This window comes from Streptococcus mitis ATCC 6249 (assembly GCF_000146585.1).
Classification (GTDB): Bacteria; Bacillota; Bacilli; order Lactobacillales; family Streptococcaceae; genus Streptococcus; species Streptococcus mitis_AZ.
In genome coordinates this window covers 475,691-494,169 of the sequence record NZ_GL397179.1, presented here as the reverse complement: position 1 = coordinate 494,169, position 18,479 = coordinate 475,691, and the positions used below count along the sequence as shown (strand labels likewise).

The 18,479-nt window shown below is 42.2% G+C and carries 4 protein-coding genes; all 4 read right to left on the bottom strand.

Annotation, left to right across the window (positions count from 1 at the left end):
- Nucleotides 1-148: 148 nt before the first annotated feature.
- The 4 genes from HMPREF8571_RS04240 to HMPREF8571_RS04225 all read right to left on the bottom strand — a co-directional run bounded on the left by HMPREF8571_RS04240 (nucleotide 149) and on the right by HMPREF8571_RS04225 (nucleotide 18,463).
- Nucleotides 149-8,404 (bottom strand): SIALI-17 repeat-containing surface protein, encoded by an 8,256-nt coding sequence (locus tag HMPREF8571_RS04240; RefSeq protein ID WP_000373800.1) that lies wholly within the window; start codon nucleotides 8,402-8,404, stop codon nucleotides 149-151.
- A 141-nt stretch (nucleotides 8,405-8,545) separates the two neighbouring features.
- Entirely contained in the window at nucleotides 8,546-14,971 is a 6,426-nt protein-coding gene (locus HMPREF8571_RS04235) for a SpGH101 family endo-alpha-N-acetylgalactosaminidase (protein ID WP_000361149.1), read from the bottom strand.
- 276 nt (nucleotides 14,972-15,247) lie between these two features.
- Nucleotides 15,248-17,230: a peptide ABC transporter substrate-binding protein gene (locus HMPREF8571_RS04230; protein ID WP_000842549.1), complete on the bottom strand. Its 1,983-nt coding sequence runs from the start codon at nucleotides 17,228-17,230 to the stop codon at nucleotides 15,248-15,250.
- A gap of 204 nt (nucleotides 17,231-17,434) precedes the next feature.
- The gene (locus HMPREF8571_RS04225) at nucleotides 17,435-18,463 is read right to left on the bottom strand and encodes an acyltransferase family protein (RefSeq protein WP_000837703.1); all 1,029 of its coding nucleotides are present in this window, start codon (nucleotides 18,461-18,463) and stop codon (nucleotides 17,435-17,437) included.
- Between the last annotated feature and the right edge of the window lie 16 nt (nucleotides 18,464-18,479).

Below are 18,479 nucleotides of genomic sequence, written 5' to 3'. Positions count from 1 at the left end.
GTGGATTTTTTCATACTATACAAACTTTCTTTTTTATTAAATTCGAAAAACCTGAGAAGAAATCTTCTCAGGTTTTTCTATTCTATGAACCTCACAATTATTGATTTAGAGAATATACTCTTAGTCAATCTTAGAAGGTTTTATAATCCTAATCTTTCTTCGTTTTTGCTACAAAGAGAGCAGATAAGGCTAGGCTAACTCCTGCTAGGAAGAGGGCTGTGTCAGATTGACTCTCACCTGTTGCTGGCAAGCTTTGTTCAGCTGTTTCTCGGTTCGTCACTTCTTGTTTTAGATCTGGCGCCGGTTTCTTACCTTCATCTGAAGCAAGTGAGCTAAGTTTAAACTCAGGTTTCTCTACTGTTGGAGCGGCTTGGTCGCCTACTGTCGCTACTGGGCCTGTGTACTCTGGCAATTCATGTACCAGTGCCATAACAGCATTGACACCGCCCTTGAACTCAGGTTTCTCTACTGTTGGAGCTGCTTGGTCACCTACTGTTGCTAATGCGCCTGTGTACTCTGGAAGCTCATGTACCAAGGCTTCAACTGCATTGACGCCACCCTTGAACTCAGGTTTCTCTACTGTTGGAGCGGCTTGGTCGCCTACCGTTGCTACTGCGCCTGTGTACTCTGGAAGTTCATGTACCAAGGCTTCAACTGCATTGACACCACCTGTGAATTCAGGAACCTCAAGAACAGGTGCTGGTTCTTCACCCTTGCTTGATTGAACAGGTTCTTCTGTTAATTCTTGATAGAAGCTCGCCAATTCATAAAACTCAGCCTTGCCACCTTCCCAGACGAGTTTAACATCTAGAAGAGAGCCACCATTTCGGATAGCAAAAGTTTGGAGACTAGATGTAATGGCACCGAGGTCTGCCCAACTGTCTTGACCATCCTTGAGTGTTCTAGCAAGAACACGTGCTTTCGCTCCTTCAGGAAGACTGGAAACGAGACGAAGGTGGTTGGCATTGGTAGGCTCAGACAAGTGATACACCAATTCGCCCTTGTCTTTTTCAGACTTATAGCTGGTCAAGACTTTGCCGTCTACAAGATTATTATAAAGGTTGCCTTGGCTTTCTCCACTACTTCCTTCTACTGTTGGATCATTGATTGGTTTGACAAATTCACCATCGTTGATGACCAATTCTGTAAAGCCTACAAAACGGGCATCATAGTCTGCTGTATAGAGGACACGGAGATAGTTGGCTTTGACTGGTGTCGTCAATTCACCTTCAATGTAGCGATTTCCTGGCATCTTAGAATCATGTGTCCAACCATCTGTCAGAGAATCATCGTGTTGGCTATTGGCCACACCATCTCCTACTGTAACGACATCAGTCCAAGTTTTACCGTCTTGGCTGACTTGGATCTTACCATCACGAAGGTAGTTTTGAGTTCCGTCTTGGATATAAGCTCTAATCTTCTTGATAGTGCGTTCGCTGCCAAGTTTCAAGGTCACATGACCATCTTTATGGGCGTAGTCTGAAAACTCAACGAAGTTGTTATAAACACCATCAAATAATTGATCTAGGTTGTTCAGTTTACGAACATCATTGCTTCCATATGCTGGGTGAATTCCCATTGAAGTTGATTCCAATTTTGTTGGTTGCACTTCTTTGGTTGTCACAAGGAGAGAAGTGGCTGTCACAGCTTGTTCCTGATCTGTTTTATTGACCAGACGAACATAACGCACCAAGTGGCTCACTACAGATCTGTCTGTCAACTGGCTAGCTGGCGTCCACTCTTGCGCATTTGCAGAGTACTCTAGAGTAAGAGCAGGGTTGGCTTGGCCTTGGAGCTGGATGCTCTTGACCTGATGGATACGGTCAAGTTTCATACCTAGATAGCTATTTGCAGGAAGTTTGGTTCCAGCTGGAATTTGAAGCTCGTAACTACCCAAGCTATCCACTACCGGAGTTTCCTTCAAGGCATCAACGTTGGTGTCCGTTAACTCACTGTTTCCAGAGCGTGTCTCAACAGAGAAGTCCTGGATACGCCACCAGAGGTCGAGGGCCTTGGTATTGCGTACTCGGATATAACGAGCATTGATTGCTCTAGTCACTTCCTTGGTTTGCTCACCTGACAAGCGATCGAGTTCCTGCCAAGTAGTACCGTCTGTAGAATACTCAAGCACACCTGCTGCAAGTTTATCACCTGTTCCTTGACGAAGACGAACTTTAGTGACTGACTTGACTTCACCGAGGTCAAGTTGTGCCCAGGCATCTACTGGAGTGGTATTGCTACCGTCGGCGTTCGCCATCATGGCTTCTGTATTGTCCTTGCCATCAGTGATTTGACGAGCTGAGGTATTTAGTTTGTAAACTAAGTTTGAGCTTAGACTAACTGTCGTTGCTTGTTGGCTACGAGCTTTTTCAACTGGACGGTTAACTGCAATTTCCTGAACTGCAAACCAGGTGTTCTCGCGGTCTGCTGTCGCAATCATACGAACTGCCTTAGCCTTGATAGTGAGATTCTCAAACTTAAGAAGGGATTCATTTCCGACATAGCTTGGCTCTTTCAAGGTTACCCAGTTGTCATTTTCATCTTGATACTGCACTTCTGCCTTACTAAAGGTATCACGTGGATTTGCCTGCGTTCCCATTGCAAAGGTCAAGGTTTGGATTGATACCGGCTTGTTGAACTTCATACCAATATAATCACCTGTCTTGATGTTGTTTGGTGATTTAATAATCGCATGAGTTGCCAAATCACCATCCGTCACTTCTGCCAAACCACCTTCTACACCTGTTCGATTGGTGATAAAGGTGCTGATGATTTGATCTGGATGCAAGACTTTTTGAACTTCAGACGCTAGAACTTCCTTCAAGGATAGGATAAATGGACGAATATGTTGAACACCCAATTCAGCTTTTTCCATATGGTCTACATAATGGAAGGTGTGCGTTTGAGACTGTTCGTACAATTTCAAACCTTTGTAGTAACTATCCCAGAGTTTAGCTGCATCGTTTGTAGCCATGGCTTCAGTTCCTGTAAGGAAGGAATCAAGGGCATTCATTTGGTCAATTGCATTATCCAACCAATAGTGGATTTGGGCAACCATTTTTTTATCGCCTGATGCTTTATAGAGTTCGGCTGCTTCTTTAATCTTGGCAAATTCTGCACGCAAGGCTGCACGTTCAGCAGTCACATCCTGACCTGCTTTGAGCTTGGTCATGAAGTCTGTCAATTTTGGAGCCAAGTCTACAGATTCTTCTAGTTTGACGACACGATTATCCATGTTTTGGTTGATCATGTGCTTACCAAGTTCGCGGAAGGCTGCTGATACCTTGCTATCTTCAAAATGACCATTTTCTACAAAGTTGAAGGCAATATCATTGATTTTCTTAGCTTCTTCTTCTGATTTCCACTGTTTCCATGAGTATTGAGCTCCTGAAAAGAGGGCAATCTTAGATGGTTCAGACTGTTGCATTGGGTTCAACATGATACCAGATAGCAAGCTTGGATCCACATTTGGATGAAGGAATTTCTCACCACCACCTAGAATCAAGTGTTGTTTAGAGTTATCTGTTACAGGCCAGTTAATCCAAAGTGAAACTGGGCGATAGGTCTTGCCTCCTGCGGATAGATTGTTCTTGAGAGTTGAAAGGAAGCTTTCAGAGACTTCACCCCAAATCTTACCACCCGTCAAGGTCATGGATGTTGAACTTGGGAGATTTTCATTGAGGGATTTCAGCTCATCCTCACGTCCATTACCCCAATACTGGCCAGGAACAAAGATCATTTCTTTACGAAGACCGCTGTAAGTTCCTTGCATTTCTGTCAACCACTTGGTCATATCTTGCATCAAGCGGTTGTAGCTATTGTAGCCTCCGACTGGGCTTGGAGCATCATCTGCAAGAATACCAAATTCGCGGACACCCACTTTCATCAACTGGGTAAATTTAGCCTTGATGGTTGCCAAATCTTCTTGATAATGCGCTTCATTGCCAAAGCGGATGCGGTTGTTCATGAATGGATGGATAGTCCAGACATAGCGAGTTTTACTTTGATTTCCGACACGAGCAAGTTCACGAATTTCAGCTAGTTTTTCTTCTGGATAGAGTTCTCGCCATTTCTTGTTGTGGTATGGATCATCTTTTGGTGCAAAGAAGTATTGGTTCAATTTCAAATCGCCACCAAAACGCATGAGTTCTGCACGATCTGCGTTAGACCATGGGTTTCCATAGTAACCTTCGATGAAACCACGGTTCTTGAGCTCTGCGTAATCTTCTACTGTCACATTGCGAAGAACTGGAACTTGACTTTCCTTGAGCATGTGTTTCAAGGTTGTCAAACCATAGAAGACCGCATCTGTGTCTTTTCCGACGATGGAAATCGAGTTATCCTTAATCGTCAAAGCATAGGCGTCGATCTTATCAAAGAGACCTGCTGAAACATTGGACAAGTTTTGCTCTGCTTGTGAACCTTGTCCATGCACTCCAAGATAGATATTGGTTGCGCCAGCGATTGCAGATTTACCTGTTGTATAAGATACTTGATTGTCCTGTAAGACACTCTTCAAGCGATTGCGGGTATAGATATCGAGTTGATCGCCCATAACCAGATTGACTTGCTTACGAAGAGCTGTAACACCTTCGCCATAGGTTACTTTTTGTGGCGTTGGGAAGACCTTGTACTCTTTCTTGAGATAGTCCGCGCTCTTGCTGGCAGCTGCAATGCTATCTTCGCTAGCTGGTTTGCTTGCAGTGAATTGATCCGCCAATTCAACTGTTCCATCACCGGTCTGGTCTACTTTTGGTTTTTCAGGTGTAGTTGGTTTTTCTGGTTGACTTGGTACAGGTGTTTCCTGTCCTTCTTTGGCAGGTTTCAATAGATGAACTTCAGCCGCACTTGCAAAACCACCAACGCCTTCCAATACTTTCAACTCAATCTTGTTGGTATCTACCGCCGCAAAGTTGACTGTTTTTTCTTGGGCGTTGTTGTCCCAGCTTCCTTCTGAAACCTTGACCATTTGGCCATCTTTTTGTGCGTAGATTTCATAGCGTGTCACGACACCATTTCCACCACCTGGACGTGGGAGGTACGTCAAACCATTGACTTTTTCTGCTTCTTTCAAGGTCATCGTAAGGGTGAATGGCGCAGTGTCACCAGTCCATTTAGTATGCCAGAAGGTATTTGGATCATTGTCAAAGGCCTTTTCAACAGCGCCTTCAGTCGCGTTTCCTGGAAGTTGCTGACTGCTTGCCGTTGCCGTAATCTTATCATTTGAAATCAAACGAGGATTTACAAATGGTTTGTCTGACAACTCTGCACTATGCAGGATTCCTTTGAAACCACCAATGCTTTCAAGCGGTAGAACCAAGCTATTGTGGGCAAAGCGAGGGTATTCTGGATTTGCGATACGCTCAATTTTCTCACCATCCACATAGACTTCTGTTGATTGTGGTTTGGTCACAATAGAGATTTGATAACGTTTGTTCTTTTCAAGTTTTTTCTTGAACTGGATATGGAACTGTTCAAATTGATAAGCAAGATAGCCATCTTTATCAGCTAGATAGATACGGTTGTCCCCACTTGTTGAGAAGGTTTGTTCACCGTCACCAGTGACAGTCACATCAAACTTCAAGACATGACTTGGACCAACATCACCAGCCAAGCCTTCGATGCTGCTGTCTTTCTCAAATGCCAATCCTTGCTCGCTTGTCTTCACTTTCTTGCTTGCATAGTCCTTCACTGTCTTAGGATTGATAGTAAACAAATCACTTTGATCAATCGCTCTATCAGGATTTGACTGTGGTGCATAAGGGCTAGCTGGTAGGGTACGTTCTGCAAAGGTTGCAGCCGCACGATCGGATCCCCAAGTACGTTCTGCAGTAGTTTGCATGCTCTTGAAGAAGCGTTTAAAGATATCATAAGAGGTCAAACCTGTCTCATGAAGGTCGATATTGTCATTCCAAACTGCGTGCCCGCCACCAATAATACTTGGATGAGAAGCTGGTAGAAGTGGACCTCCACCTGTTCTAAAATCATTCGGTGTCCAGCTATTGTACTGACGTTCGTAGTTAGCATAGTCCCCATAGGCTGCTTGACTATTGCTTCCACTTGGTACACTGTATGTAGGTACATCCGTGATGTTGATAATCTTAGCTCCCTGAGCAATGGCTTCATTTGGTCGTTGCCATCCGATACTCCAGATATCAACTTCTACTCCGTTCCAATCAACCGCTGTTTTACCTCGTTTCGCACTGAGCGATCCCCAGATACGAGGGGTATAGCCTTTAGACTTGATATATTGAGTCAAGTCATTGACATAGCGGCGATAGCTTTCGCGACTGCCGTAGTATTCGTCCGTTCCGATATGAACAGTGGATACACCATGCAAAGGAGCATCTGGTCCATCTAGGAGTTTGTCATAGACGGATTTGACAAATTTAAGAGTTTCCTCATACTTAGTATCCAAGTCTAGCATGGCAACTCGTTCGACATTGTGCTTGCCTGCATAATCGCTCAGACTACCTTGATACATGAGGTCTGGACGAACTTTAACAAATGAAAGTGCGTGTCCTGGCGTGTCAATTTCAGGTACTAGGTTGATATGAAGAGCCTTGGCCAATTTAATCAGATTTTGCATTTCTTCCTTAGTATAATGCTCATCTGATGTTAATTTTTGACCATTCTTACCGACAATATCTGTCTCCAAACGGAAACCAGTCTTGGCATGTTCAAGTACATACTTGAGTTGTTCTTCTGGACTTAAATTCTTACCTGCCAAGTGTTCCTTGAGGAAGATATAGTTATCATTAAGGTGCAACTGCAAGTCGTTCATCTTGTAGTAGGCCATGTTTAGCATGATGTCTACAAGGGTGTCATAAGGGATAAATTTACGACCTGTATCCAGCATAAAGCCACGGTGGCTGAAACTTGGGAAATCACGAATTTCGCCATTTTGTAGGTCTGTTTCTCCCATTTGAAGAAGAGTACGAGTTGCGTAGAAGGCACCTGTATTCGTTGCAGCTTCGATGGTAATCACATCATCTTGGATAGTGATGCCGTAGCCTTCCTTACCATAACCTTTGTTTTCAACCTTTTTAAATTCGATTCGTTTTTGAGCCTGTTTGTCACCTGTCGCCAGTTCCAATCCACGGCTTGCAAGGTCTGACTGGTAGAAGGTTGCTGCCTGATCAAATCCTGAATCTCCTGTCGCAAGAACTGTATCTGAAGTGATAGAAGATTGGCCTTCTTTCCCATACCATTGTTGAACAGCTGGTGCTACTTTTGGTTTCACACCCACACCTTCGTCCTGATGTAGGCCCTTGATGACTACTTCAAATTCCTTAGTGAAAGTATGGCTGTCTTTGATTTGCTGCACCATAACCTTAACACGTTGATCTGTTAGAGGTTTATGGATACGATTTTGAAGGTCAATTACACCTTGTTTATTGCTTCCGATGAGACTGACTTTTCCTGATAAAGTTGGCAAGACAAGAGATTGTCCGTCTTCTGCTACTGTTAGTTCTGTTACTTGGCGGATATCCGTTACCTTACTATGGTCCGGAACATTCGAATAGGCTCGAATTTCTTGGATCCCAACATTTCTCCAGCCCATTGTTCCCGCTTGGTAATCATTGATCTCAAGTTTGAGATACTTAGCTTGGATACTGTCAGCTAGGTCTACTTTCTCGTCTAAAATTGGATCTCCAGTTTTGGTATGAGCTAGTTTCCATTGTTTTTCTCCATTAGCGCCCACGTCTTCTTGACCTGCGTAGTAGAGACTCCAAGATTTGATATTGGGGTCATTTTGCCCATTACGAAGACGACGATCCCAATCAATTTCTACATGTTTGATCAAGGTAGTCTTTGGAAGAGTTAGTTCAAAAGTTGGTTTTACTGCGTCTCTATCTGTAGCCCATCGAGTATTGTCATCTCCGTCGATAGCCTTATCCGCAGTAAAGTTGGTCCCAGTCTCATGGTTGCTCGCCTGAGCAGTAGCACCTTCGAGATGGTTGACATCTTCTCTATCTTCGATTGGATTTTCAGCTGGTTTTGGTGCGGGCGTAGCAGTTTCAGCTGGTTTATTGTCTGCCTTTGGTGTTTCAACCGGTTTCGGCGTTTCTGCTGGCTTGGGACTTGTAGGACTTGTCTCTGGTTTTGCCTCTTCACTTGATGTAGGATTGCTTCCTTCGTCAGTCGCTGGAGTCTCTTCATGACTTGCTTCTGTTGCAGCTTCTGCATCCGCCTTTTTAAGCGCATCGGCTAAATCATCGGGTAACTTATCCAGCGCTTCAACATGGGTGATGCTTCCCTCTGTTTCTGAAGGCGCTGCTGTTTCTGCTGCCTGAACCATATTGGCTCCAAAGATACTAGCACCAATCATAACGGAGGCTGCACCGATTGCAAATTTTCTTATACTATAGTGACAGCGTTTCTCAAAAAAATGTCTATCCATCTTTCTCCTATTCCTTTCATCCGCATACATGAGTAAGCGGTATCATTTCTCCTTTGAAAAAAGGAGAGAACCTAGAGGTCCTCTCCGGCTGTTTGATCCTATTTGATTCTAGATCTTTTGGACTTCTAAAATCAAATCTGTTTAGTCTTCTTTTCGTTTTGTCGTAAGAACAGCAGCAGATAAAGCGATACTCACACTTGCTAAGAAGAGGGCTACTTCTGAGCTGTGTTCCCCTGTAGCAGGAAGTTTCTCTTCATCTTTAGCTCTTGGAGTTTTGGCATCAGCTACTGGGCTTGGAGTGAGCGGGTACTCAGGTTTTTCAACTGTTGGAGCTGCTTGATCTCCAGCAGTAGCCAATACACCTGTGTAGGCTGGTTTTTCATTTACCAAGGCCTCAACTGCATTGACTCCACCTCTATACTCTGGAACTTCATTTGCAGCTGCTAGAACTGCATTGGCTCCACCTTTATATTCTGGCAATTCGTTTACCAAGGCTTGAACAGCATTGACTCCACCCTTGAACTCAGGGACTTCATGTACAACTGCTTCTGCTGCATTGACTCCGCCCTTAAACTCAGGTAGGTCATGAACAGCCGCTTCTTCTCCAGCTGTTCCGTAAGGGCCTGTGTATTCAGGAACTTCAAGAACTGGAGGTTGCTCTTCACCCTTGCTGCTTGTAGGAGTGTCTGGTTTAGCAGCCTTATCTTGTAATTGGTTGAGATAGTCTGCGAAGAACTCGACCATTCTTTCAGTCAAGAGATGATTATCCGTCGCATATTTCATGCTGGCCTGAACTCCAGCCACTTCCTCTTGATTTTCTTTGTCTGTCAATTTCTGCGCCTTAGCTAAAGCCGCTTCATAGCCTGACAAGTCAAGAGGTGTCTCTGCTACTTGTGGACGAGTAAAGATGAGTTCCGCTGCAGATTGGTATTTATCTCCACCATCTCCGTATGTCTTGGTACCAGTAAGGACAATTTTCTTAGCCTTGATTGTCTTACCAAAATCAATGTCTTTTGGCTTGTTGTTATCTGGCCAATCAGTTGCAGTAAAGGTATACTCCTTGCCAGACTCATCTGTGACAACCAGTTTTACATCTCGCAAGTTCCCATTTGAACCTGAACCACGTGGTACATAACGAAGTCCTGTGATTTCAGTAGGTTCTTTCAAGACCATAGTTGCAGGCTTGCCTACATCTCCTCCATTCCAAGATGTATGCCATAGGCTAGATACATTACCATCAAAAGCATTCTCTAGACCTTCACCTGGTTGGGCAGGCGCATCCAAACTTTCAAAGTCTTCTGCTACCAAGGCTGTTTTCTTCTGAACTAAAGCATTCTTCAAGGCTTCAATCTTGGCAATCTCTGCACGCGCTTCTTCAACACTGATATCATCATCGGCCTGACTGAGGTTAAAGACCGCCTCTTTCAAAGCATCCATAGACTCTTTGGTGTAGTTGGTCATGGCTACAGTTGGCAAGTAGTTTTTCAGAGCATTTTCTGTCAACATCTTACCAGTTAGGGTAATTTCTTCGATTTGAAGATTATCCATCATGAAGTCGTTATAACCACGGAAGTTGGCATTTCCACCAGAATCACCACGAGTATTGCTTGCGTTTCCAGTTGAGTAGATACCTACCCAAGTATCGCCTGTTTCTGCACCTGTCACGAGGAAGGTTGCCTTCTTGGCTTTCTTAGAATCCGTCCAAGTATTTGGCAATTCATGCATTTCCAAGTTGCTTGCTTGAGTACCACGACGACCTGACTGGAATTCTCCCTTACCAACTACAAAGGCATAGGTATTGTCTGATCCTGCTTCGTATTCAAAGGTTACACGGTAGGTCTTACCAGCTTCAAAGCGGAAGTTTTGTGGGATGGTTTGGTAAACCAAGTTACGACGGCTAACCAGTCCATTGGTCTTGAGTGACCAATTTCCATCGATAACATCATCAACTTTCTTACCGTTCCAACCACGTTGTGTATATGGATCATGCTTTTCAGACAAGTGAGTGCGGTTGTCTTCAACACCTTCGACACCGCCCACTACGAATGGGAAGATACCCTGAGCGACATTTTCAAAGTCTTGTTTGAAGGTGCCTTTACCTGTATCATGGTTTTCTCCGTACATGCTTGAATTATTTTCAAAGGTACGAATTTCATCAAAGTAAGTTGCCTCATCACCAGCTTCACGACTCAAAGTAAGAGTAACATTTGAGACGTCAGATCCAGTTGTAAAGAAGGCGTACATGTTTTGGAAGTAACTTGTATTGTCAACTGTAGCATTGTCACGACGATTGTTATGAGCATATGCTTTGATATAGTTGAGAGCGAGTGACTTATTGGTATAAGTAGTCACTTCTTTGTCACCAGTGTTTACAGTGATGCTCGCCTTGGCATTACTACGGTTATCGACACCGACATAAACAGCATACTTAGTATTTGGTTTCAAGCCAGTCAGTTTCTGAGTAAGGCTGACCTTGCTCTTATTGCCTTGGATACGAAGCATTTCATTTGCACCCTGTGATTTGACAATTTCTGCCTTAGAAGCATCACCAGAAATGGTCCAGTGTTTCAAGGTTCCGCTGTTAAATCCTTGGTCATAGATGTGCATGCCTTCGCTCCATGACATTTCAGGATTGGTTTGTTTTGAACGGTAAAGTACGTATGGTTGATTAGCTAGAAGATCTAGGGTAATCTTACCATCTGTTACAGTTAGTTCTTTCTCTTCTGTCTTACCTTGGTCCGTTAGCTTGTAAAGGTAAACCTTGCTATTTGCCCAATCGCTTGGAAGTGTCCAAGTTGTTGCACCGGCCTGCGTATTGAAGTAGTACATTTTTTCCTTATCAGTAGGAAGTTTCTTACCATTTGCATCCCAGTTCCAAGGAGTCAAGTAAGCTGAACCATCTTGGATGACACGTCCGTTGAGCGTTACTGTACGTTCGCGGTATTGCGGGCTATTGACATCGTTTGACTTACGAGTCACAACAACCTTGTTACCTGCTGCATCGACTAGCTCAACCTTCATTTCTGGTGTCCATTTATAGGTGCTACCGTTGTCTGTCATGGTAACTGGTGTACCATTTTCCCATTTACTTACAGTGAAGTGTTGGAAATACTTGGTCATCAAGTCATGGGCAAACAAGTTGGTTACATAACCATTGTAGTCGCTTCGTCCTTGCCAGCCTTCAAAGTCTTTCATGCTATAGCCACCTAGAAGTGGATAGTTGGCTGCACCACCGTAACTTCTGTAGTCCCCAACCCAAGAATCTTTTTGGTGGTTACGGATAAAGCGCGTGATGGCGCTGTTGATACCTTTATTAGTGTAGCCACCATAGGTCAAATCAGCTGCCCAGTGTTGGAAGGTAGAGTCATATTCACCACCATGACCCCACTCGATCGCAAAGCGCCAGCCTTGTTTGTTGATTTCTTTTGCAAGAACGTGGGTAGCCCAGGCACCGTTATCACCAGATTGACCATTGCCCCAAACGTCCACATAGATAAAGTCGAGACCATCACCAAGTTTTTTCTTCAAGTCTTCCCAGCGAGCCAAGCGTCCATGCGCCAAGTCATAAGCAGCATCAATGTTAATACCTTGGTCTAGCCAGTTCCAACCATAGCTGTAGCTTCCATCTGGATTCTTACGGAGAATTTTTTCATTGAAGTATTTAGATTCTGGGTAAGTTTCAGAAGCGTTAACGTGGATACCAAGATGAGCTCCATATTTCTTCGCTTTTTCGATCAAGGCCTTGAAGTCTTCGACACCACCAATACGTTTACCAATATCAGCATAATTCAAGTGGCCTGAGTCATGACCTTCACTACCATATCCTTTAAGGAGAACACCTTGCCCAAGACCATCTGTGTGGAGATTGATTTTCTTGATACCATCCAAGGTCATAAGGAATGGATTTTGGGCTTGAGAACCAAAGTTCATCGCGATACGATAAGCTGTAATATCCTTGACTTTTTCCCAACCTTGAGGGTTGTTCATAATGCTACGATAAGCAATGGCACCATCTTGCCAATCGACTTTATTGTCAGCATTGGCATCTTCAGTGATAACAACCTTAGCGCTTGGAAGTTCCTTGGTGTATTCTGGGAAGACAATGCCCTTATAAGCTTTTTCCCATTGCCATTCAGAACTTTGGATTCCCACATAGTTGGCATTTCCGACTGTTTCCTTGTAGGCTGTCAAACGAGTCCAGTCATTCGAACCACCACCGTAGCTGTTTTGAGAGTTACTCCAAACACCCGCAGCAAGCTTATCTGTAGAAACAAAACCATACATGTAGCCCTTAGCCAAATCTTTCATTGGATTGGTTACAGGAATATGTTCATCTCCACTGATATGAGTGTTGTTTGACATAGTTGCCCCGTCAAACTTAGCCCCAGTTTGGTCGCTTGAAACCGACACAAGTGAGTTCCCTAAGAAATTGATAGAGGAGAGAAGCTTTCTTTCATCATCAATCTTCTGACCTGGAGTAACTTGGTTGTGGTTGACAATCTTGGTCACATCAAAATGCAATTGATTGTCAACAACTTGCAAGCGTACAGTCATATCTGCATTGATGAAATTCTTCTCGTCACGAAGCTTCATCAAGTACTCTGCAGTAGTATCATTGATCTTCTTATAGGTGACTTCTGGTGTAATTTCGTGATTGTTTACCAAGATTTTCTTAAGTTGTTGAACTTGTCCTGGCAAAGTATGTCCATTCAAGGTGTATTCCTTGACACGAGGAAAGGCTTGGTCAATTACCGCCTTGAGGACCTTAGACTGGATCGTATCATAAGTCACCTTGCTATCATCAACGGCTGGACCTGTTTCTTTCTGGGCAGGAGTATCATCCGCTTTTACGCCTTCTTGATTGTCTGTTTTAACGCTGACAACCGTACGATCATTGCCATAAGTTCCTGCTTTGAGAAGGATCTTCTTCTCATTTTTAAGATTATCATTGACCGCCCCTGGCAAGGTCACTGTATCAAAGAGATTGACATCGTTATTGCTGGCATTAAGCTGGCCATCTGACTTAAGAGTGATTGATAGACGGTTTACAGAACCTGTTTCTGGTGCTGCTACACGGTTGCCTTTATACCAAGTGCTATTTCCTGGGGTTTTGTATTCCCAGAACCAACCACCTGAGTCGTATCCTACAAAAACATTGTTGTTGGTGTCTTTAAATTTCAAGAAAACACCAAAACGTGATTTGCCTTTTTCAGAATCTTCTTTGAAGGTTAGAGCAACAGTCGCATTTCCATTAGCGTCAACTGTCAATCCTTGTTTTTCAAACAAGGCTGGTTTATCGCCATTGTCATTCTGTGCAGTTGAGGACAATTGATTGTAGCGGACACCTTTTTCTTCACGAACAGTAACTGTTCCCTGTTGTTCTTTATTCGCTACTGTTTGCCATTCAGGGGTTACCGTCTTAGGTGTTTCAGGTTTCGCAGTTGCAGGTTTGTCCTCTTTTGGTTTTTCTTCAGCCGGTTTTTCTTTCTCTTCCAAGTCTGCTGGCTTCACACTTGAAATTCCCTGCATATGGTCTTGGATCCATTTTAGTTGAGCTGGTGAGAAGAGAATGCCTCCACTACGTTTTCCAACTACACCATTTTGGTGAACACCGACGAGTTTTCCTTCTGTATCAAAGATACCGCCGCCGCTAGCTCCCGGTTTTCCTCCTTGGTAACCAATCCCTTGGACACCTTCTCCGTATGGTTCCGCAAAATCAACTGTAGTATTGACAATCGGATTCAATTTCCCTTCTGGATAACCAAAGACATGGAGCTTATCTCCGATTTTCTTAACTACTGGCTTTTTAGTTACTTCAACAGGCGTATTTTCTAGAACTGTACGCAATCTCACAAGCGCCAAATCATTCTTGAAGCCTTTTAGATAGCCCTCACGATCCCAGTGGATGACGTCTTTCTTGCCAAACTTAACATCTGGCATACCTGGGTAGGAAATGCTATAAATATCTCCATCCCCTTGATCATTGTCAACAACCTTGCGGATATTTCCATCTTGGCTGTCCTTGATAAAGTTATGGGAAACAGTCAAAACAAGGTCTTTCCCAATAACAATACCGCTACCCTCGCCAGATGGTGTCTTGATTTTAACAGTTGCTCCGTAGTTTAATTCCCCGTTAGTCGTTTTAGCTACATCTTCTGGAACAAGTTTCCCAGTATCTTGAGCCAATTGATCCTTGTCAACTTCGCGTCCATTGTCTTCAGCTTTCTCCAACTTATCTTCTAGTTCTTTTGGAAGATTGCTTGGTTTGTCTGACTTTTCCTTTTCTTGAGCTAACAATTCCTCTTCAGTCTTAGGTCCGTCAGTTATTTCATCAGAACCAGGATTCTGAGCAGCAGCTTCCTGATCAAAATCTCGCCCCTCATCACTAGACCGCTTGTCCAAATCAGCCAGTTCGCTCGGTAAATTATTTGTTGAGCCAACTCTTGCTTGATCTGCTAAGACTGGAACAGCAGCAAAGAAAGTCGCCCCAATCATTACCGAAGCTACTCCAAGCGTAAACTTACGAATACTGAACTTACAGCGTTTTTCAAAAAATCGTTTATCCATGAACTCCTAAATCCTTTCGTTTTCACGTAAGCGTTTACATTTCTTTTTTAAAAAATACTCCTTCCTCCGAAAGTGCAATGCTTAAGCGTAATTAAAAAAATAATTGTACTTTTAATATAACAAATAATGAGGAAGAAAGCAATAGGGAAAAACTAAAAATGAAGAATTTTTTCTCTATTCTGAAAAATTCTGTTTCTCATCTTACAGAGCCTTATAGCAAATATAAAAAAGGACCTAACCATCATCTCAATGGCTAAATCCTTTATTTTTAAAAAGTTATTTCACATGGTTTGCGAGATTTTCTTGAGCCTTTTTATTTGACTCTTCTTTTTCTTTCAACCAGTTTTCTTGAGCTTTTTGGTATTCTTCTGTTGTCACGGCTTTATCTTGTACATCTAGGTATTTATACAAGAGGGCTTCGCTCGTACCCTTGTTACCAGAGTATGCAAACGGAAGTGTAAATGGTACCATCTTAGACAACATTGGATGACCAGTTTGAGAAGTTGTTGGGATGAGCAAGGCACTGTCTGTCAACCAAGCTTGGGCAGCAGCATATTTTTCATAACGTTTTGAAACGTCATTCACTTCTTCACCAGCTTCAACAACCATTTTTTCGTAGTCTTCCAAACCAACTTGCTTCGCTGCAGCGTTGTTTGTTCCAGAGTCAAATCCTAGGTAAGTCTTTGTATTTTCCCCTACAGATGGCTTGATGATATCAAGGTAAGTAGATGGGTCTGCAAAGTCTGGAGACCATCCAACATTATCTGAGATATCCCAGTCTTCTCCAGCAGCTGTTTCAGCAAAGTAAGTGATATTCAAGACATCATCTTTTTGAAGTTGTTGGATATCGACAACGACGTTCTCTGCCCCTAGAGTAGCTTCAAGCGATTGTTTGAAGGATTGAACACGTTGAACTTTTGTTGTATTGGTTTGGTCTACAGGCATATCCAAGTGAATTGGGAATTGCACACCTTCAGCTTGAAGAGCTGCCTTAGCTTTGGCAAATTCTGCTTTGGCCTTATCTGGGTTGTAGAGTCCATCTTGAGCATCGGCCAAGTTCACGTTGCTCCACTCGTCACCATAAGTCACCAATTTTTCTTTGACCATTTCGCCAAAGTTCTTTCCATCTGCCTGCACGAATGCTGGCGGTACAAACAAGTTACGAAGAAGCTTAGTAGCACCACTTGCACCATTGACTTGAGAAGCATAGGCTGTTCTATCAAAACCAAAGGCAAGTGCTTGACGGAAGTCTTTGTTTAGAAGAGCTTTCTTGGTAGAATTTTTTTGTTCATCAGTTGTTTTAGATGAGTATTGATAAGACTGACGATCGATATTGATACCAACTAAGAAAGTTGATGAGTCTTGTTGTGTATAAACAATATTGTCTTTATATTCTTTTTCAGTCTCTGGGTAGCTAGCGCTTGTTGGGAAGAGACGGGCCATTGTAAAGCTGCCATCTTTGAAGGCTTCGGTTGGTTTGTTGGTATCTTGACCATCCCAGTAGGACAATTTCACTTTATCAAGATGAACATTGTCCTTATCCCAATAGTTTGGATTTTTTTCAAACTCAACAGAAGATTTGGCTACGATAGATTTTAGCAAGAATGGGCCATTATATAGGATGCTACTTGGATCTGTTCCTTTAGCGAAATCATCCCCTTTAGAGTTTAAGAACTCTTCATTAACTGGAGCCATTACCCCCATCGTTGTCTTAGAATTCCAGAAGCTTTCTGGCTTGTTCAAGGTGTACTGAATAGTGTGGTCATCAAGAGCCTTAATACCTACTTCAGCGAAATCTTTGATTTCTCCTTTCACATAGGCATCCAATCCTTTGATTGATTCCTGAACAAGGTAAAGACCATCTGATTTTTTATCAGCAGCATATTTTAGACCAGTTACAAAGTCTTGCGCTTTAACCGTTGCGTATTCTTCTCCTTCAGAAGTATACCATTTTGCATCCTTCCGAATGGTATAAGTATAGGTCAATCCATCCTTGGATACTGACCAATCCTCGGCCATTGACGGTACGAAATTACCATAGCGGTCATTTTCTAGCAAACCATCAACAACGTTACTGGTAATATTTGCAGTAGCTGCCTTACCAGTTGTCAAATAGTTAAGGTTGTCAGGATCTGTTTCATAGATATATGAGAATGTTTTCTCAGTTTTTGCACTCGATCCTGATCCAGAGCAAGCAGCTAGAGTCGCTGCCGCCAATAAGGTTACACCCGCAAGGGCAAATATTTTTGAACTTTTCATTTATTTCTCCTTTAAAACTTTCTCTCCATTATAGACTCTTTTTAGAGAGATGTCAACAGAATTTTCTGAATTTTTTACTTAATTTGGTAAATTCTGATAAAAGTTAATAAAAAATTCTATAATATCTTCGTGGTTAATAATGAATCCACTGAAGATATTATAGAACTTCTTCTTCCTTTAAATTACATCATAAGTTCAAAATTACTATTCAGTTTTTTTCTTTAAATACTTCATAGGATAGAAAACAAAATCAATGTAAGAAACTTTCTTGATAAGGTAAAGAATAAATAGTGAACCATACCAGCCTAATAATAATCCTAGTATTAAATGAACATAAATGTTACTAATATTTAATTTTAATAAAATAATGCGGGTTATAGAAACAATTGGTGCATGTAATAAGTATATGACCAAACTATTCCTCCCTATCTTAGAAAAATACGTCCCAAATCTTTTGAAGTTATTTAAAATCGGATAGCAAGTAAAAGCTAAAACGACCGACACGGAAAAGATTAAACCCCATAGACCAGGAGTGTCGTAAGAAATATAGAAACTAGGAGATGATTGTTGCCAAAATATCAAAAACATTATAATAACTCCTATACTTAAAGAAGTTATCCATTTCCACTGCTCCTGCAAGAACATTGTCAATCCAGATTTTTTCAGCCAATAACCAAAGATAAAGAAGAAGGACCAGAGAAGTACTTTTTGGATAATATAAATATTAACTGGAAAAAATAAAGATAAAATATAGGCAAATAGACTAATTAGAAATAATTGATTATAAGATTTAACCTTAATAGAAATCAAACCAACAACTAAATAAATCCACCAAAGAACATAAAGGTACCAAGAAACGCCTAAAGGTGTTTTATAAATCTGTAGCAGATCAGCAAGAGATGCTGCATTTCGAACACTTTCTCCACCTATTGTTTGCAAAATAAATTGAAGAACTGAGTAAAAGAGATATGGCACACCTAGGATTATTGTTTTTTGCTTAAAATAGTTCCAAAATTTTTTTAAATCTACCACTGGTTTGAAGAAAAAACCTGACAATGCGTAAAAAACAGGAATATGGAATAAGTAAAAAACTTGTGTTAGGAATAGAAGCACAGTATTGCTATTTTCGAATTTCCTAGATTCAAAAAGACCTAAAACAACATGTCCTAAAACGACCATTAGAATGGTGAGCCCTTTACCAAAATCTATCCATTCAATACGTTTGCTTTTCATTTTCACCTCTTAAATT